Source organism: Aerococcus sp. NPDC058936, from assembly GCF_042741995.1.
Lineage (GTDB): Bacteria > Bacillota > Bacilli > Lactobacillales > Aerococcaceae > Aerococcus.
The window spans coordinates 1-18425 of record NZ_JBHYKZ010000005.1 but is presented as its reverse complement, the minus strand read 5'-3'; the positions used below and the strand labels follow the sequence as shown (position 1 = coordinate 18425).

Annotated in this window: 16 protein-coding genes and 1 other RNA gene; 13 read left to right on the top strand and 4 right to left on the bottom strand. The window is 40.2% G+C overall.

The window, feature by feature from the left end; all coding sequences use genetic code 11:
• Nucleotides 1–59: 59 nt before the first annotated feature.
• The 3 genes from ACFW0C_RS05000 to gpsB form a co-directional block, all read right to left on the bottom strand.
• Nucleotides 60–1214, bottom strand: a complete 1155-nt coding sequence (locus ACFW0C_RS05000) for a class I SAM-dependent RNA methyltransferase (protein WP_378105920.1) — start codon at nucleotides 1212–1214, stop codon at nucleotides 60–62.
• Nucleotides 1215–1329: 115 nt separating this feature from the next.
• An RNA gene (gene rnpB, locus ACFW0C_RS04995) (RNase P RNA component class B) lies at nucleotides 1330–1691 on the bottom strand.
• Between the two features lie 37 nt (nucleotides 1692–1728).
• A complete protein-coding gene (gene gpsB, locus ACFW0C_RS04990; RefSeq protein WP_003142755.1) occupies nucleotides 1729–2130 on the bottom strand; it encodes a cell division regulator GpsB in 402 nt (133 codons plus the stop codon).
• 211 nt (nucleotides 2131–2341) lie between these two features.
• Between gpsB and ACFW0C_RS04985 the strand changes: the two genes are divergently transcribed.
• The 5 genes from ACFW0C_RS04985 to dtd all read left to right on the top strand — a co-directional run bounded on the left by ACFW0C_RS04985 (nucleotide 2342) and on the right by dtd (nucleotide 7403).
• Complete coding sequence (locus ACFW0C_RS04985) at nucleotides 2342–2833, top strand: hypothetical protein (protein WP_378105918.1); 492 nt, start codon at nucleotides 2342–2344, stop codon at nucleotides 2831–2833.
• Nucleotides 2820–3779, top strand: a complete 960-nt coding sequence (gene prmA, locus ACFW0C_RS04980) for a 50S ribosomal protein L11 methyltransferase (protein WP_378105915.1) — start codon at nucleotides 2820–2822, stop codon at nucleotides 3777–3779. Before ACFW0C_RS04985 ends, prmA begins: the two co-directional genes overlap by 14 nt.
• Before the next feature lies 1 nt (nucleotide 3780).
• Nucleotides 3781–4545, top strand: a complete 765-nt coding sequence (locus ACFW0C_RS04975; RefSeq protein WP_378105913.1) for a 16S rRNA (uracil(1498)-N(3))-methyltransferase — start codon at nucleotides 3781–3783, stop codon at nucleotides 4543–4545.
• 110 nt (nucleotides 4546–4655) lie between these two features.
• A complete protein-coding gene (locus ACFW0C_RS04970; RefSeq protein ID WP_378105911.1) occupies nucleotides 4656–6911 on the top strand; it encodes a RelA/SpoT family protein in 2256 nt (751 codons plus the stop codon).
• A 42-nt stretch (nucleotides 6912–6953) separates the two neighbouring features.
• Nucleotides 6954–7403: a D-aminoacyl-tRNA deacylase gene (gene dtd / locus ACFW0C_RS04965; RefSeq protein ID WP_378105910.1), complete on the top strand. Its 450-nt coding sequence runs from the start codon at nucleotides 6954–6956 to the stop codon at nucleotides 7401–7403.
• Nucleotides 7404–7504: 101 nt separating this feature from the next.
• Here the strand turns inward: dtd and ACFW0C_RS04960 are convergent, their stop codons facing one another.
• A complete protein-coding gene (locus ACFW0C_RS04960; protein ID WP_378105908.1) occupies nucleotides 7505–8860 on the bottom strand; it encodes an N-acetylmuramoyl-L-alanine amidase in 1356 nt (451 codons plus the stop codon).
• Between the two features lie 425 nt (nucleotides 8861–9285).
• On the opposite strand from ACFW0C_RS04960, the gene hisS reads away from it, so the two are divergent.
• The 8 genes from hisS to ACFW0C_RS04920 all read left to right on the top strand — a co-directional run bounded on the left by hisS (nucleotide 9286) and on the right by ACFW0C_RS04920 (nucleotide 18265).
• A complete protein-coding gene (gene hisS / locus ACFW0C_RS04955; protein ID WP_378106132.1) occupies nucleotides 9286–10578 on the top strand; it encodes a histidine--tRNA ligase in 1293 nt (430 codons plus the stop codon).
• 59 nt (nucleotides 10579–10637) lie between these two features.
• Nucleotides 10638–12410: an aspartate--tRNA ligase gene (gene aspS, locus ACFW0C_RS04950; RefSeq protein WP_378106130.1), complete on the top strand. Its 1773-nt coding sequence runs from the start codon at nucleotides 10638–10640 to the stop codon at nucleotides 12408–12410.
• A 124-nt stretch (nucleotides 12411–12534) separates the two neighbouring features.
• Complete coding sequence (gene sppA / locus ACFW0C_RS04945; protein ID WP_378105906.1) at nucleotides 12535–13560, top strand: signal peptide peptidase SppA; 1026 nt, start codon at nucleotides 12535–12537, stop codon at nucleotides 13558–13560.
• 1 nt (nucleotide 13561) lies between these two features.
• A complete protein-coding gene (locus ACFW0C_RS04940) occupies nucleotides 13562–14215 on the top strand; it encodes an RDD family protein (protein ID WP_378105905.1) in 654 nt (217 codons plus the stop codon).
• Nucleotides 14216–14493: 278 nt separating this feature from the next.
• The gene (gene pyrR, locus ACFW0C_RS04935; RefSeq protein WP_290490206.1) at nucleotides 14494–15000 is read left to right on the top strand and encodes a bifunctional pyr operon transcriptional regulator/uracil phosphoribosyltransferase PyrR; all 507 of its coding nucleotides are present in this window, start codon (nucleotides 14494–14496) and stop codon (nucleotides 14998–15000) included.
• Between the two features lie 147 nt (nucleotides 15001–15147).
• The gene (locus ACFW0C_RS04930) at nucleotides 15148–16059 is read left to right on the top strand and encodes an aspartate carbamoyltransferase catalytic subunit (protein ID WP_378105904.1); all 912 of its coding nucleotides are present in this window, start codon (nucleotides 15148–15150) and stop codon (nucleotides 16057–16059) included.
• Nucleotides 16034–17311 (top strand): dihydroorotase, encoded by a 1278-nt coding sequence (locus ACFW0C_RS04925; RefSeq protein ID WP_378106128.1) that lies wholly within the window; start codon nucleotides 16034–16036, stop codon nucleotides 17309–17311. Before ACFW0C_RS04930 ends, ACFW0C_RS04925 begins: the two co-directional genes overlap by 26 nt.
• A gap of 30 nt (nucleotides 17312–17341) precedes the next feature.
• Nucleotides 17342–18265 (top strand): dihydroorotate dehydrogenase, encoded by a 924-nt coding sequence (locus ACFW0C_RS04920; protein WP_378105902.1) that lies wholly within the window; start codon nucleotides 17342–17344, stop codon nucleotides 18263–18265.
• Nucleotides 18266–18425: the final 160 nt, after the last annotated feature.

Sequence of the window (18425 nt, the reverse complement as noted above, 5' to 3'; positions counted from 1 at the left end):
ACCAGGTAGCGGGCGGTTAAAGCCGTTTACCTGGTTTATTTATTATGATTGTAATTAACTTATTCTGTGTCTACTTTTTTCGGGCGAGGTTTGCGCGCGCCCCAGTATTGGAATAGGTCAGTACGGATAGCACCATTGTATAATTTACGTTTCTTAGTCGCTTTCTCACCGTAGTATTCTTCAAAAGCTAAGTCAGAGGTCAGGATGTATTTACTCCAAGTTTTCATTGGACGGTAAAGGTCACCCATTTGTCGGTATAACTTATGCACATAATCTTCGTCATTCAAACGCTCACCGTATGGTGGGTTGGCTACGATTACCCCGTATTCTTTATTCGTTGTAAAGTCGGATAATTGCATTTGCTTGAATTCAATTTGATCGCCGACACCAGCTGCTTCTGCATTGGCTTTTGCGATTTCAATCATCCGGTGGTCAATATCTGATCCCATGATATCTAATTGAGTATCATGGCGGATAGCCGCCTTAGCCGCTTCACGGGCTTTTGAATATTCCCGGTTATTGAAGATATCCCATTCTTCAGAAATGAAGGCACGGTTAATCCCTGGGGCGATATTTTTCCCGATTAATGCAGCTTCAATGGCTAGGGTACCTGAACCACATGTTGGATCGTAAAATGGCTTGTCAGGAAACCAGTTAGTTAATTTAACTAGGGCTGCAGCCATGTTTTCTTTAAGTGGTGCGCCACCTTTTTCAGTACGGTAACCGCGTTTAAATAGGGAAGAGCCAGACGTATCAATAGTAATCAAGGCTTCGTCCTTGTGGATGCTCACTTCGATAGGGTATTTAGCGCCTGTTTCAGGTAGCATACCGCGACGGTGGTAGTGGTCGCTTAGACGGTTAACGATCGCTTTTTTCACGATTTTTTGCACGTTAGGAACAGAATGCAATTTTGAATTGACTGATTTACCTGATACTGGGAATTCTGCGTCCATTGGTAGAATATCTTCCCAAGGGATGGCCTTAGTTGATTCAAATAATTGGTCGAAGGTGATGGCTTTGAAATCGCCCATGACGATTTTGATACGGTCCGCAGTCCGTAAGTTGATATTTGTGCGGGCTACGTCATCAAGACTGCCTTCAAAGCGGGCACGGCCGTTTTCTACTTGGACCTCGTAACCCATGTCACGTAATTCTTTACCGACTAGGGCTTCAATCCCTGCGGCAGCTGTTGCGATAAGTGGATATGTTGTCATATTGTACTCCTTTTGGGTGGTAAAGCTTCGTCTTATATTTAAGTCTATTTTACCATGATTTCATCTCAATAAAAAAAGGTTGGAAAAGAATCCAACCTTTTGCCTGTTTGTAAATTTCGATAAGCCATGTTCTGTTCCCCGATATTACAGGTTTAATACCGGTTCGGTAATCATCTGTCTACTAAATAATTAGTCTCTTATTCCGTTTGTTTCCAGTCAAAGAGCGCCCCTACCAATGTTTGGGTTGCTCGCTCGAGGGGTTTACCGCGTTCCATTCAACTACTTTCATAGTTGACTCGTCTCTGTGGCACTTTCAAACTTACTAGCACATAGTCCAAAGACCTTAGTGGGTTCTGTTGCCGTCAAATTAATGCTTTAGCTTATTTTTTCGCTAAACACGAACACTACAAGCGTTTCAGCTTGTGCGAGCATGGACTTTCCTCAGGTATAAGTATATACCCGCGATTACCTGAAATTTACAACTCCTAATGATAACACGAAAGTGATCAAATGACTAGTTATTTTCAAAAATAATAGTATGATCTTTCGTATCGCCTTTGTTCTCTTCACTAGCATCTACTGTATTTTCGGCTTTGGCGTTTTGGCCACCGAATACAGCTTTTTCTAACTTAGACAAGCGACGTAGAATGTCATAGTTGGTTGTCCCTTTTGATTGAGGTACTGTTGTAGATTTTGAGCGTTGGTTAGCAGCTTGGCGGCCACTTTCACTTAGACCGGTTGAGTGTTTTGCACGCTCTAACTCATTTTTAAGTGAGGCAATTTCTTTTTCATATGACTCATAGTCACGAATGATTAAGTCTAAGAATTCGTCTACTTCCTCTGTGTTGAATCCACGAAGAGCAGGTTTAAATTCTTTCTGTAAAATATCTTTTGTCGTCAAATTACGATCGGCCATTTAAATAACACCTCATCATTTATATTTCTAACTTCTATTATAGCACAGCTTTCATTATTTGTAATAAATGTAATATAATAATAGTTTAAGATTCTATCAAATTCAGCAAAAAGCAATAGCTTAATTGAATCCGTCAGAACATTGGCGCGGTAGTTATTTTCGTGTGGGTATATTATAATAATTAAAAAAGACGAAAGTGAGGAATCAACACATGCACACCGTATACACTTTTCTTGAAGAAACGTTAGAGAATAGCCACATTGATATTCCTTGGCGCTTATCCTATGTATCAGTAGCCAAACAGGTGGTATTACAAACTTATCTGCCAGTGGTTGCCAGTGATGAAATCACTTTTTTAGACAAAAATAACCAACCTTTAGAAGGCATCGATTACTTAGAATTGAAGTTTATTTTTACAGCTGACCACCGTGTTAATGAAACAGAGAACGGGATTTTTATCATTCAACCAAAAGACACTGAACACTTTCAAAAAGGGCACTTAGATATTTTAGCCCAAGAAATTAGCCATCTTTTATATGAAGCCCGCTTGCAAATTAAAGAATTAATTAAAGGGGAAAGAATGGCGGTTGATTTGAAATGGCCAGCAGAAGAAGTCGACCAAATGATCACAACAAGAAGAGCCATTAAGCGCTATGATGACAGTTTATTATATTTAGGAGATGATACGAATGACTTGGTATGAGTTAACCATTGAAACAGACAATAAAAGTGAAAATCTATTAACCGAAATTTTGTGGGGCTTAGACTCTGCTGGCGTGTCCATCAAAGACGAGCAAGACTACATCGACTGGTCAGATGACGGCTTTGGTTCAGTAAAGAACGACCAACCAGCACCAGGAACTTATGAAGTTAACCCGGTTGTTTTAGGTTACTTTTCAGCTGATAAAGATATTGAAGATATCATCTCTGAAATCAAAACTTACCAAACAAACTACAATAAGGAATTATCAGCGGACCAACAAATTGTCATCCATGATATCCGCTATAGTCCCTTAGAAGATAAGGACTGGGAAACAGCTTGGCAGTCCTACTACGAGCCAATCCACGTGTCACGCTTTATGGATATCGTCCCAATTTGGGAGAAAGATGACCAAGTAGCTGATCCGAAGAAAACCACTTTATTCTTAGATCCAGGTATGGCCTTTGGAACCGGGTCGCATGAAACCACCAAACTGGCATTACGTCTACTGGAAATTGCTATGACAGGCGGTGAAGATGTCATTGATGTGGGGACTGGTTCTGGTGTCTTAGCCATTGCTGCGAAGAAATTAGGCGCTAATGACGTTGCTGCTTATGATTATGACGGGTCAATTTTAGATATTACTCGCAATAATTTCGCTTTAAATGATGTAGAAAACGTTATTTCTGTAGCTCAAAACAATATTCTAAATGACATCGATACCCAAGTGGATATCATCACAGCCAATATTCTATTTGAAATCCTAGAGCCTCTTATTCCGCAAGCATACAGCAACCTTAAGCCAGACGGACAATTAGTCTTATCAGGGATTTTCCATGACAAGAAAGACGATATGTTGGCTTTATTAGCGGCCAATGATTTTACCGTTGAGATCGTCATGAACATGGGTGAGTGGTATGGTATTTTAGCCCACAAAGGACAAGATTAAGATGCAAAGATATTTTATCGAAGAGGAAACCGCTCAATTAAATGATCAAATTGAGATGGACAAGGACGCCGGCCATCATATGCTCAACGTTATGCGGATGCAGATTGGCGACCAGGTCATTGTTGTCACCCAAACTGAACAGGTATTTATCGGCGAACTTATTTCTGATGAAGGGAAAAAGGCAGTCCTTCGCCTAGTTGAATTGCGGGAAGAAATTAAAGAAATCCCTGTCGATGCCACACTATTTGTCGGCCTACCTAAAGGCGACAAGCTAGATCTAATCGTACAAAAGGCCACCGAATTAGGGGCCCGTCATATTGTGCCAGTTGCCATGCGGTATTCCGTTACGAAATGGGATCAAAAGAAAGCGGGCAAGAAAATTGATCGTTTGAAAAAGATTGCCAAGGAGGCTGCTGAGCAATCACATAGAACCTTTGTCCCAACTATCGCAGACTTGCATAGTGTCAGCATGGTGAAAAAAAGACTAAGCGAATTTGACCAAGTTTGTGTGGCTTATGAAGAGGTTGCCAAGTCGGGTGAAGCGTCCCTTCTGGCAAAGACATATGGATTACTAAAAGCAAAAGACCGAATTGCCTTCATTACGGGACCTGAAGGGGGCATTCATCCAGATGAAATTGCCGCCTTTAGCGATGGGTTGGACCATGTGCACTTGTGCGGGTTAGGGCCACGGATTTTACGGACTGAAACAGCACCCTTATATTTATTATCAAGTCTATCATTTGCAACAGAATTATTAGGTGACTAAGAAAGGTTTGATAGGGTTTCTAGTCCATTTATATGGTAAAATAGGAGAAATATACAATCTAAATATTTATGATAACCATATAAATTATTTCAAGGAAAGTAGGTGGTAACATGCCAAATAAAAAGAATTATACAAAAGCAGAAGTTTTAGCCCTATGTGCTAGCTACATGTCTGAAGCAAAGGTGGACTATGTCCAAAAGGCGGCAGACTTTGCTGAACGCGCGCATATAGAGCAGATCAGAAAATCAGGCGAGCCTTACTTTGTCCATCCAGTTCAAGTAGCAAGTATTTTAGCTGAATTGAAAATGGACCCGGATACAGTTATTACTGGGTTCTTGCATGATGTTGTGGAGGATACCGGTATCTCATTAGACGATATCGCCTACTTCTTCTCACCAACAATTGCCACCCTAGTAGATGGTGTCACTAAATTAGGGAAATTTAAATATAAATCACATGAAGAGCAATTAGCTGAGAACCACCGTAAAATGTTGTTAGCCATGGCCAACGATTTACGGGTCATCATGGTGAAATTAGCCGACCGTTTGCATAATATGCGGACCCTAAAATGGCATAAGCCAGAGAAGCAAGTGATTATTTCTACAGAAACCTTAGAAATATATGCTCCTCTAGCTGATCGTTTAGGTATGAACCAGATTAAATGGGAACTAGAAGATACAGCGCTTCGCTATATAGATCCAGAATCGTATTATTCAATTGTTCAGTTGGTAGATTCAAAACGCGATGAGCGGGCTGAATTTATACAAACGACTATTGATGAATTAGAATCACAAGTAAAGGGCGCTATTACTGGTAAATTTGAAATTTACGGCCGGCCTAAACACATCTATTCTATTTACCGGAAGATGAAAGACCAAGGTAAGGAGTTCGACCAGATTTTTGATTTACAAGCTATTCGGGTTTTAGTGGAATCTGTTCGTGACTGTTATGCGGTACTTGGGATTGTTCATACCAACTGGAAGCCATTACCAGGCCGGTTTAAAGACTACATTGCCATGCCAAAAGCCAACATGTACCAGTCAATCCATACGACCGTAGTTGGTAACCAGCCAAGTCCAGTAGAAGTGCAAATTAGAACCTACGAAATGCACGAGGTTGCTGAGTACGGGGTTGCTGCGCATTGGGCTTATAAAATGGGTAACCATGAAAAGGTCGAGGCGTCGCCATTAGATGCCCAGCTAGATTGGTTTAACCAAATTGCGGAGTTGCAGGACGACTCTAAAGATGCAACAGATTTCATGGAAAGCGTGAAAGAAGACATTTTCCAGGACAATGTATACGTATTCACCCCAACTGGCGATGTGACCGAATTACCAGCGGGTTCCTACCCATTAGACTTCGCCTACTCAATTCACTCAGAAGTGGGGAATAAGACGATTGGTGCTAAGGTCAACGGCAAGATTGAGCCTCTGAACTACCAATTGAAAAATGGGGACATCGTGGAAATTCTGACATCACCAAATTCGGCAGGACCATCGCGTGACTGGGTAAACTTGGTGAAAACCTCGCGGGCCCGCAACCGAATCAAGCGATTCTTTAAATTGCAAGACCGTGACCAAGCGGTAGAACAAGGTCGTCATGCCCTTGAAGAAACCCTTGAAAATCTAGGTTTCAAATTAAAAGATGTTTACAAAAAAGAAGATATCAGTAAAACCCTAGATCGGTTCAACTTTTCGACTGAAGAAGACTTGTTCGCGGCGATTGGCTTTGGTGAACTATCATCAACTGCAGTCGCTAACCGGTTAACTGAACGAGAACGCCGATTACGCGCTGCTGAGAAGAACCGAGAATCTGTTGAAGAGACCCTGAAAGAATCAGGCGAACAGAAGAAACTCAGCAAGACACAAAAACAATCTAGTCATGTACGACGGAAAGCGTCTAAATCTAGTTCGGGTGTGATTGTTGAAGGTTTGGATTCACTCCTAGTCCGTCTAGCGCATTGTTGTAATCCTGTACCAGGAGACGATATTGTGGGTTATATCACTAAAGGGAGAGGGGTTTCCGTCCACCGCAGAGACTGTAAGAATGTGCAAGTCCCTGAGAACGAACAAGACCGCTTGATTCCAGTTGAGTGGGAAGATGCCAGCAAGAATGTGGATAACCAATATGAAGTGGAAATTGTGGTTGAAGGTGAAGACCGGTCTGGCTTCTTGAATGAGGTGTTACAGATCATCACGCCGATTGCTGGATCAGTTACCAATATTAATGGTAACGTCAACCATGACGATAATTCTGTCAAAGTGAGACTTCGTTTTGTCATTCAAAACGTCAATCAACTGGATAAGATTATCGACCGGGTGAAGAATATTCCGGATGTTTATACGGTTGCCCGTGCTAAGGAATAAAGTAAGAATTGATCGTAATGAAAAATTTATTGGAGGGTTTGAATGCGAATTATCGTGCAAAGAGTTAGTCAAGCTAACGTTGCCATTGATGAAAAAGTTGTCGGTGAGATTAGTAAAGGGTTTGTACTTTTAGTCGGCGTTCATGATGATGACACGGCGGAAACTGTGGCATATATGGCTAGAAAGATTGCAAATATGCGGATTTTCGCTGACGAGGATGATAAGTTGAACCTGAACATCGACCAGGTGTCTGGTGCAATATTATCTATTTCGCAATTTACCCTTTATGCTAGAACTAAAAAAGGCAACCGACCATCATTTATCGATGCTGCCAAACCAAACCACGGCGATAAAATGTATCAATTATTAAATGAAACATTACGTAATGAATATGGGTTAAAGGTTGCAGAGGGTGAATTTGGTGCCGATATGCAGGTATCACTCATCAATGACGGTCCAGTTATCATCATATTAGACTCGGATGAAGGTTAGCATGAAGATTAAGATAGACCAAACATAAAAAAATACCGATTGCTAGAGAATTTCCGGCAATCGGTATTTTTCTTGTTTTGGCAGCAGTGACTAAAAATCAATTATTGATAGTAAATCACTAATGCGTTGTAAATGGCGTCGGCAACTTGGTTCCAGTATTCTTCTTGACTGAATATGGCCACGTCACTTGGTGTTGACATGTATCCAAGTTCTAGTAGGACACCTTCGCCAGCTAATTCTCGGATAACCTGGAAGTCACCGAATTTAACGCCGTTAGATTCTAATGGTAATTGTTCCATTAATTGGGCTTGAATCTCATGGGCTACTGGGATGGAATCGTCGCCGTAGTAGTAAGCTGTTGTGCCGGATGCACCTGTTGATTCAATTGCATCATAGTGGAAGGAAATCAATAGGTCAGCGTCTGCTTGGTTGGCTGTATATGGAATATCAGCTAAAGCAACATCTGAATCATCATCTCGGGTTAAAATCACATTTACGCCTGCTGCTTCAAGTTTTTCCTTAACGGTTAGGGCAGTTTGTAAGGTGACTTCTTTTTCATATAAACCGTCTGTTATAGCACCTGGATCGATACCACCGTGACCTGGGTCTAATACAATGGTACGGCCAGCTAATGTACTGGTTGCTTCCGCTGCTTTTGCTTTATCCGCCATGGCAGTTGAATCACTTTCTGATAACCAGTTAACGATATACCCCTCAGTACCATCGACTGAACGTACATGGTAGTATTCATTTTCTTGACCAAGGTAGGCAAACTGTTCGTTTAAGGTACCCTTAGCTAAGATTTCAGAGTCTTTATTGGCTTCGCTACGAATATTTACCCCATCAGCAGTTGCCTTGACAGTAAAGTTGTAATCAGATAGAAATTCATCGAAAGTTGATTGTTCTTCTTCTGTGATTTCGGTATCTTCCTCGTAGGCAATTGTTCCTGGTGTTACATCGATTGCTGTTTGTTTCACCCAACCAATTTCACCAGAAAGTTGAATTTGAGCCCAACCATCCGCTTGGTGTAAGATTTGGTATTTTGAATTCTTTTCTGCAGATGTTAAGACTGTTGCGTCCTCTGTATTTTCTTCGTAGATTTGAATATCATCCACTAAGGTTGTGGCAATGAAATCAGAGGAATCGATATCTTGGTTATCAGCTAACCAAGTGGGTATCCAACCTATTTCATTGTTATCTAGTAAGACATAGTACCAATTATTTTCTTGTCTAAGTATTCGATAAGGATTACTGCCGTCAAGTTGGTCTTTAATATCATAAGTGATCCCAGGTCCTTCACGAAGGTTGACAACATTGGTAGATAGTTCTTTATAGGATGCTTTGTTGTATTGATATAATTGTAATGAGGAGAAACCAACGATCCCTGTTACAAAAATAAGGTAGAGTAGATAGACTACTTTATTTTCTCGGAAGTGGTTCTCAGAATGATCTGTCAATTCGCGTACACCTCAGTAGTTCACCGGAAATTCCGGTAGAAAAAGTTAATATTTTTGCTAAAATTTGGCATTGATATAAATCAGTTTACCTTTCTTGTGATAAATGAACAACTAGAAAATATACTATCTTGACACTTTTTTTGTTTTGATATAATATAAGGAACGAATAATCCAATGAAAGAGCAAGAATAATTGTCGACATTTCTAGAGAGAGCTAACGGGTGAGAATGCTCAATGTCATTTATTTGCAAACACTCTGGAGGAGAATAGTGCAAAGCTATTCCGTCACGCACGTTACGCGGCAAGCAACAGCCATAGCTGTTGAAATTAAGGTGGTACCACGAAGTTAACTCGTCCTTATATTCCTATTGTTGGAATGTAAGGGCGATTTTTTTTATTTTTATTTTTATTTTTAAAGGAGGGGTATTGTGATTCAACGACCAAAAGGGACTGCAGACATCTTACCTGAAGATATGAATCTATGGCATTATATAGAAGAAACTGCCAGAAGAATTCTAAACCAATATCGTTATTTTGAGATTCGTACACCCATGTTTGAAAGTTATGAATTATTTTCCCGCGGTGTAGGAGAAACAACAGATGTAGTATCTAAAGAAATGTATGATTTTTATGACAAGGGTGACCGTCATATTGCCTTGAAACCTGAGGGGACGGCACCAATCGTCCGGGCATATGTGGAAAATAAATTATACGCACCTGAACAGGTGAAGCCTTATAAAGTCTATTATATGGGACCAATGTTCCGTTATGAAAGACCACAAAGCGGCCGTTTACGCCAATTCCACCAAATCGGTGTTGAAGTGTTTGGTGAAGCAAATGCTGCCAAAGATGTAGAAACGATTGCTTTAGCTATGGACTTATTTAAAGCGCTAAATGTCCAACATATCAAACTAGTGATCAATTCATTAGGGGACACAAGTTCACGTCTTGCATACCGTCAAGCCCTAATTGACTACCTAACACCGTTTACGGATGAATTATCTGAAGATTCAAAAACACGTTTACATAAAAATCCGTTACGTGTATTGGATTCAAAAGATAAAAAAGATATCGAAATCGTGGCCAACGCGCCATCAATCTTGGATTACCTTTCTGAAGAATCAACTAAACGATTTAATGAAGTGCAATCTTTATTGACAGCCTTTGGTATTGATTTTGAAATCGATCCAAATATGGTGCGTGGTTTAGACTACTATAAAGACACAATCTTTGAAATCATGTCTGAAGATAAAGTTTTTGGTGCCCAAACAACAATTTGTGGTGGGGGTAACTATGATGGTCTCGTTCAAGAAATTTCAGATGGTAAAGAGTCTGTTCCAGGCTTTGGTTTCGGTTTAGGAATCGAGCGTTTAATCTTATTGATGAAGGCGCAAGAAGTCCAAGTACCGGACATGCATGAACTTGACGTCTATGTGGTGAATATAGGAGACGGTACGGATGAAGCAGCAATGAAAGTCTTGCAACACGTGCGTCACGCTGGTTTTTCAGCTGACCGAAACTTCTCTGGTGCCAAACCTAAAAAACAATTTAAAGATGCCAATAAACTAGGTGCAGACTTGGTTGTTACTATTGGGGAGTCTGAATTGCAAAATAACCAAATTACTATCAAACATATGGCCTCTGGTAAAGAAGCAGCCTACCCGCTAGAAAAATTTGCGGATGATTTTGCAAGCATTTACCAGGAATTAAACCAATAGTAATTATTTTTATAATAGAGAAATGAAATAAAAGAGATTTAAAATAAAAGGAGCTGCATATAATGCAACGTAGTGTGTATTGTGGAAATGTGTCTAACGAATTTGTTGGACAAACTGTAACATTAAAAGGATGGGTTCAAAAACGTCGCGATCTAGGTGGGGTAATCTTTGTTGACTTACGCGACCGCGAAGGTATCGTTCAAGCTGTATTCAACGTTGAAAACTTAGGGGACCAATTTGCTGAAGCTGAACGTTTACGTTCTGAATACGTGATTGAAGTAACTGGTGAAGTTGTGTTACGTGGTGAAGGATTAGCGAACCCGAAAATTAAAACTGGTGACATTGAAGTCATGGTTTCTGATTTAACAATCTTAAATATTTCAAAAACACCACCATTCCCGGTTGAAGATGACATTGATGTAAACGATGAAATTCGTATGAAGTACCGTTACGTAGATTTACGTCGTCCAAAAATGGCGAACAACATGAAATTACGTCATCAAGTAGTATCAACAATCCATCGTTACTTAGATGATCAAGAATTTATCGAAGTAGAAACACCTTACTTAACAAAATCTACGCCAGAGGGTGCGCGTGACTACTTAGTACCATCTCGTGTACATCCAGGTGAATTCTATGCATTACCACAATCACCACAATTATTCAAACAATTGTTGATGTCTGCTGGTATGGATCGTTACTACCAAGTTGTTCGTTGTTTCCGTGATGAAGATTTACGTGGAGACCGTCAACCAGAATTTACGCAAATCGACTTAGAAACAACTTTCTTAACACAAGAAGAAATTCGTGATTTAGTAGAAGGTATGTTGAAAACAGTCGTGAAACGTACTAAAAATATTGATATCACTGAAAACTTCCCAATCATTACTTATGACGATGCAATGGCACGTTACGGTAACGACAAACCAGATACTCGTTTTGGTTTAGAATTAGTGGAAATATCTGATATCGTTGACCAATACGAATTCAAAGTATTCAACCAAGCAATTGAAAAAGGTGGCATCGTTAAAGCCATCAATATCAAAGGTGCTGGTGACAACTACTCTCGTAAAGACTTGGACAACTTAACACCATTTGCATCTACATACGGTGCTAAAGGAGTGGCTTGGATCAAAGTGACTGACGAAGGTTTATCAGGTCCTATTGGTAAATTCTTTAAAGACAATCCTGCACCATTGATGGACCGTTTACAAGCTGAAACGGGTGATGTCTTAGTATTCGTTGCAGACAAAGAATCTGTAGTTAACCAATCATTATCTGAAATCCGCTTGAAATTCGGTCGCGAATTAGACTTAATGGACAAAAACCAATTCAACTTCCTATGGGTAACAAACTGGCCATTGCTTGAGTATGATGAAGATACAAAACGATTCAATGCAATGCACCACCCATTCACTATGCCTAACGAGGAAGACGTGGATAAATTAGCTGAAAACCCAGAAGACGTATACGCACAAGCTTACGATATCGTTTTAAATGGTTACGAAATCGGGGGTGGATCATTACGTATCTACCAAAAAGACATGCAAATGCAAATGTTCAAAGCTTTAGGCTTTACAGAAGAATCTGCAACTTCTCAATTTGGCTTTTTATTAAATGCTTTAGACTATGGTTTCCCACCACACGGCGGATTAGCTTTAGGTCTAGACCGTTTAGTCATGTTATTAGCTGGTGAAGAAAACATCCGTGAAGTGATTGCCTTCCCTAAAAATGGTCGTGCATTTGACCCACTAACAGAAGCCCCAAGCCAAGTATCAGAACAACAATTAGAAGAATTATCATTATCAATCACTACAATTGATTTTGATTAAGTTAAAAAAATGGCCTCAGGGCCATTTTTTTATATTCACAGGAAACTTGAAGTGTATATATATGTCATATGGTAGAATATACTTAGACATATATTTACTTTTTATTTGGAGGAGGATTAAGTTAATGAGTAAAAAATCATGGATATTAGCAATTGTTGCTGTTATTATCCTCGCACTGGGTGCATTTGGTAGTCAATTGACTAGCCAAACTAATGTCAATAATTTGCTTTCTGAAGGATCAAATGCTTTTTCAAGCGCGCAAAATATAATTGAAGCAGGGGATGCAAACCGTCAGGTGGCGGTGTTAGCAGTCGATGGAACGATTGCGGACAACTCTGGGTCGGGTGCTTTTTCTGAAGGGATGGATTACCAAGGTATCCTAGATGCTATTGAAGAAATTAAAGAAAATGATGACGTTCAAGCACTCTTGTTAACCGTCAATTCACCAGGTGGTGGGGTATATGAAAGTACAGAATTATATAATGCCTTACTTGACTTAAAAGAAAGCCGTGAAATCCCAATTTATGTTTCTATGGGGCAAATGGCTGCTTCTGGTGGTTATATGATTTCAATGGTCGGTGACCAAATCTATACGGATAGTGAAACAACTACCGGTTCAATTGGTGTCATCATGCAAGTGCCGAACTTCTCAGGCTTTATGGAAGAGCATGGGTTATCTATGGATACTTATAAATCAGGCGCATTGAAAGATATGGGTTCATCATTTAGAGGCGCTTCTAATGAAGAAAAAGACGTCTTAAATGCTTTCATTCAAGAGAAATACAACCGTTTTGTTGAAATCGTAGCGAATGGGCGCGGTATGTCGACTGATGACGTGAAAAAGTTAGCTGATGGTCGTATTTATTCAGGAAGTCAAGCCGTGGAAAATGGCTTAGCTGATCAAATTGGCTATGAGGAAGATGCTTTAGCAGCCTTAAGAGCTGATAAAAATCTGGAAACAGCTACTGTTGTGAACTATACACCTACATCTGCTACTTCATGGATGACTGATTTTATGTCATTATTAGCTGAGAAAAATTTATTCACTGGTCAATCAGACACCAATACGGCGGAAGAAATGACGCAAATTTTAGAGGTGTTAGAAGATACCTCAACACCTCAATTTTATTACATGTACGGAGGTGAATAAGATGTTTAAACGCCGTAAAAAAGCTAAGGATAATCAAAAAAGTGTTGAATTACCAAAGCTAAATGAACGTCTTTATGAAGGGTCAGTAGAAACAGAATTTAAAGAAAAACGTCATGAACGCAAAATTAAATCTTTGCAAGCTTCACCGCAAGAAATCTTTTCAAATTATCGCCGTAACCTAGAAGCAGATATTGCTTCAGGCTATGCTCGTAATTTATATGGTGGTTTCTGGATTCGTTTAATTGCCTTCTTAATTGATTTACTGATGGTATATGCCTTACGTTTACTAGTTACTGGTGTCTTAAATGCAGTGACACAAGGCGCTTATAGCACCTTGCCTGCTGCAGTGACTTTCCTAGTCGATCAATTCGTCTTAATTGCCTACTTTACCTTGTCAACATTCTGGACCAATGGCCAGACGCTTGGAAAAGGGTTACTAGGCCTTCAAGTTGTAACCAACAAACAATACAAATTATCCTTTATGACATGTTTATTTCGTGAAGGTTTAGGAAAAGTGGTTTTAACGACGCTGCCATTTTTAGGTTTGATGGTTGTCTTTTCAAACAAACGTCAAAATTTCATGGATTACTTTACAGATACAAATGTCATTTCATTAGGACAATTTGCCATGTTATTTGAAGAAAATGCGATCTAATAATTGACAAAAGGTGTAGCTGAAACGCTACACCTTTTGTGGCACTTTGGTTAGTGAAAACCACGTCGCTCTCGCACCCATCGAATAACGCTTGATTTTTTTGTTAGTTGCGTTATAATAATGAAAAATAAATAAGATCCTTTAACTTGCGTCCAGAGAGGCGAAGAAGGCATGACACGTCTAGTTTTTAACCGAACGGGGAAAGACTACTTCTTTTTGCGCACGCAAGTAGGGAAGTAGTCTTTTTTCTTACTTAAGCAAATAATGGAGGTCATACCATGGTAAAAGTGATTATGAATGAAAAAGAGATTAGCCGCGCTTTAACACGTTTATCGCATGAAATTATCGAAAGGTATAAAGGAATCGATAATTTAGTACTCGTTGGGATTGAAACGAGAGGAGTTCCTTTAGCTGAACGTCTTGCTGCTAAAATTGAAGAAATTGAAGGTGTTATTCCTGTCGAAAAAATCAATATCGATGGTTACCGTGATGACGCAGAAGAAGCTATTCAAGTGGCAAAAAATGGGACAGATTTAACGGGTAAAAAGGTCATCTTGGTGGATGATGTTTTATACACTGGTCGAACAACGCGTGCTGCTTTAGATGCTTGTGTTGACCTAGGTCGTCCAGCTGAGATTGCCTTAGCAGTTTTAGTTGACCGTGGACATAGAGAATTCCCAATCCGTGCAGATTTCGTCGGTAAAAATATCCCAACTGCTCGCGAAGAAGATGTGGTTGTGGCTTTAAATGAAGTAGATGATAAAGACGAGGTTTTAATTAAATAGACGTAGTGTATTACTTTAAGTGGGTCCGAGAGGCTACAAGTGATTTTTCTATGTGAACTGGTTTTTGTGGAACCAGTGTATTCACCTAGCGAAGTGCTTGTAGACTTAAATCTGCAAGCACTTTTTTCGATGAAAGTAGGTATATGAATGCGACATTTCTTATCTGTAGAACAATTTACCAACGAAGAATTTATGGTGTTAGTGAGGCGAGCGTCTGACTTTAAACATGGACGGGATAGTTTTAAGAGTGACCGGACAATCGTCAATATGTTCTTTGAAAATTCAACGCGAACCAAAATGAGTTTTGAGATGGCTGAACACAAAATTGGCATGCATCAGATGAACTTTGACGTGACGACTTCTTCAATCAATAAAGGGGAGTCTTTATACGACTCAGTCTTAACCATGCAAGCAATTGGGGCCGACGTTGTGGTTATCCGCCATCCTGACGCTGACTATCCGGACCAACTGGTCAACCTTGATGTCCAAGTTGTAAACGCGGGTTCAGGTGCTGGTCAGCATCCATCCCAATCTTTACTAGATATCATGACCATTTATGAAGAATTTGGTGACTTTAGAGACTTAAATATCGCTATTATTGGTGATATCCTGTACTCAAGGGTAGCAGTTTCCAATATGATGATGTTGAATAAACTAGGGGCCAATGTCATTTTCGCCGGTCCAGACCAATACTTTGATAAACGTTATGAAAAATATGGTGAGTGGATGACAGTTGACGATGCTGTAAAAACGGCAGATGTCGTGATGATGCTAAGGGTTCAATTGGAACGCCATCCAAACGGGGACAAGCCTTTTGAAAAGGCCGACTATCATGAACAATTCGGTTTAACGCGTGAACGATTCCAAACCATGAAAGACCATGCCATTATCATGCACCCGGCGCCAGTTAACCGGGATGTTGAGATTGCGGATGAATTGATCGAATGCGAGAAGAGTCGGATTGTGTCACAAATGTCAAACGGGGTTTATGCACGTATTGCAATTTTGGAATGGGTATTGAAAGGAAGATATGATGAGCTTAATAATCACAAATGGTAAACAGGTTACAAAAGATAACCAACTAGTAGATGTTCATTTAAAAATTGACGGCCAAAAGATTGTCGCAGTTAGCGCACAATTAGATTTCGACGTTGCGGATACGGACCAAGTGATTGATGTGGCTGGGAAATTAGTCACACCAGGATTGACAGATGTGCACGTCCACTTCCGCCAACCAGGTTTTGAAGATAAAGAAACCATTTTAACTGGTAGTCAGGCAGCAGCACGCGGTGGATTTACTCGCGTTGCGGCCATGCCTAACTTGAATCCAGCACCTGATACACCAGAAAAATTAACAGCAATCCAAGAATTGATTGACCAAGATGCAGTTGTTGAGGTCTTACAATATGCACCAATTACAGGTAACCTAAAATCAGATGACTTAGTTGACATGGAGCATATGCCAGAAGCCTTTGCCTTTACCAATGATGGGTTTGGGGTTCAAACAGCAGGTACTATGTATCTAGCTATGAAAGAAGCGGCCCGAGTAGGTAAGCCAATCGTTGCCCATACGGAAGACGAAAGTCTATTGTTCGGTGGCGTGATGCATGAAGGGATTAAAAACAAGGAGTTAGGGTTACCTGGTATCTTGAATGCAACTGAATCCAGCCAAATCGCTCGTGATATCCATTTAGCAGAAGAAACTGGCGTTCATTACCACGTTTGTCATGTGTCAACAAAGGCATCTGTTGCTGCCATTCGCGACGGTAAAGCGCGCGGTGTACATGTGACAGCCGAAGTGGCGCCTCATCACTTAATCTTAAATGAATTAGATATTCCTTCAGATGACGCAACTTACAAGATGAACCCACCTTTACGCGGTGAAGAAGATCAAGCAGCATTATTAGAAGGGTTATTAGATGGGACTTTAGACATGGTCGCAACTGACCACGCCCCCCATACCTTAGAAGAGAAGGCCAACGGCTTTATGCATTCACCATTTGGGATTGTGGGTATTGAAACGGCCTTCGCAGTCATGTACACAAATTTTGTGAAAACTGGTGTAATGTCGCTAGCATTTTTATTAGAAAAAATGGCAACTGCCCCGACAGCAGTTTTCGGGTTAACACCAGCTGTACTCGCAGTTGGCAGTCCAGCAGATATTGCCGTTTTCGACTTAGACCAAGCTTATACAATTGATCCTGCTGACTACTTGTCAAAATCACAAGTGACACCATTCAACGGTGAAGAAGTGTACGGTATGTGTGCCTTGACCGTTTTCCAAGGGGAAGTTGTTTACGAGCAAAAATAATCAAAGTAAAGCTTATTGAAGGAGGCTATTATGTCACGTTTAAGTGTAAAATTACCAGGTTTAGAATTGAAGAATCCAATTATGCCGGCATCAGGCTGTTTCGGCTACGGTGAAGGGTTCGCGGACAAATATGACTTAAGTATCTTAGGGGCTCTAGTGGATAAATCGACAACGGTTGAAGTGCGAAAAGGGAATCCAGATCCACGCTACTTCCACTCTGGCGAACGAATTTTAAATTCAGTTGGCTTAAAGAACCCAGGTGTTGAAGGCGTCTTAGCGGAAAAGTTACCCTATTTAGCCCAATTTGATGTGCCTATCATCCAAAGTGTGGCAGGTTCAACTGTAGAAGACTATGTGGAAGCTGCAAGAGCATTATCACAGCCTGAAAATGTTAAAGCTATCGAATTAAATATCTCTTGCCCGAATGTTAAATTAGGTGGTCTACAATTCGGGACTAATCCAGAAGTAGCTGCAGATTTAACCAGACAAGTGAAAGCGGCAACCGACTTACCTGTATACGTAAAATTAACACCAAATGTAACGGACATTACGGAGATTGCCAAAGCAGTAGAAGCTGCAGGTGCAGATGCTATCGTCATGATTAATACGATTACTGGTCAAACATTTGATTTGGAAACAAGACAACCTATTTTAGGTGGCGTAACAGGCGGTTTATCTGGTGCTTCAGTGAAATATGTAGCTCTACGGATGGTTCGTCAAGTTGCTCAAGTAGTAGATATTCCAATTATTGGGGTAGGTGGGATTGAAACTATCGACGATGTTTTAGAAATGATTATCGCTGGTGCAACAGCCGTCCAAGTTGGTTCAGCTAACTACGCCAACCCCATGGTCTGCAAGGAAATCATCGAAGGTTTACCAGCACGCATGGATGAATTAAATATTGAATCTATTGAAAAATTAGTACAAGAAATGAAAATGATGATCAAACAATAAATAGATTGAAAAACAGCGCTCATGAGGAACTGTAGAGGCCCCCAAAAGTTAGACCAAAAATCTAAGGCTCTACAATATATAGGACTGATGACTTCAAAAAAGTCATTGGTTCTATATTTTTTTTACAAAAAAAGAGGAATCTCCATTATCATAAAGTTAA

Bases quoted from the DNA above. Each gene is read 5' to 3' on its own strand.
- ACFW0C_RS05000 (WP_378105920.1), bottom strand. From the start codon at position 1,214: ATGACAACATATCCACTTATCGCAACAGCTGCCGCAGGGATTGAAGCC.
- gpsB (WP_003142755.1), bottom strand. From the start codon at position 2,130: ATGGCCGATCGTAATTTGACGACAAAAGATATTTTACAGAAAGAATTT.
- ACFW0C_RS04985 (WP_378105918.1), top strand. From the start codon at position 2,342: ATGCACACCGTATACACTTTTCTTGAAGAAACGTTAGAGAATAGCCAC.
- prmA (WP_378105915.1), top strand. From the start codon at position 2,820: ATGACTTGGTATGAGTTAACCATTGAAACAGACAATAAAAGTGAAAAT.
- ACFW0C_RS04975 (WP_378105913.1), top strand. From the start codon at position 3,781: ATGCAAAGATATTTTATCGAAGAGGAAACCGCTCAATTAAATGATCAA.
- ACFW0C_RS04970 (WP_378105911.1), top strand. From the start codon at position 4,656: ATGCCAAATAAAAAGAATTATACAAAAGCAGAAGTTTTAGCCCTATGT.
- dtd (WP_378105910.1), top strand. From the start codon at position 6,954: ATGCGAATTATCGTGCAAAGAGTTAGTCAAGCTAACGTTGCCATTGAT.
- sppA (WP_378105906.1), top strand. From the start codon at position 12,535: ATGAGTAAAAAATCATGGATATTAGCAATTGTTGCTGTTATTATCCTC.
- ACFW0C_RS04940 (WP_378105905.1), top strand. From the start codon at position 13,562: ATGTTTAAACGCCGTAAAAAAGCTAAGGATAATCAAAAAAGTGTTGAA.
- pyrR (WP_290490206.1), top strand. From the start codon at position 14,494: ATGGTAAAAGTGATTATGAATGAAAAAGAGATTAGCCGCGCTTTAACA.
- ACFW0C_RS04930 (WP_378105904.1), top strand. From the start codon at position 15,148: ATGCGACATTTCTTATCTGTAGAACAATTTACCAACGAAGAATTTATG.
- ACFW0C_RS04925 (WP_378106128.1), top strand. From the start codon at position 16,034: ATGAGCTTAATAATCACAAATGGTAAACAGGTTACAAAAGATAACCAA.
- ACFW0C_RS04920 (WP_378105902.1), top strand. From the start codon at position 17,342: ATGTCACGTTTAAGTGTAAAATTACCAGGTTTAGAATTGAAGAATCCA.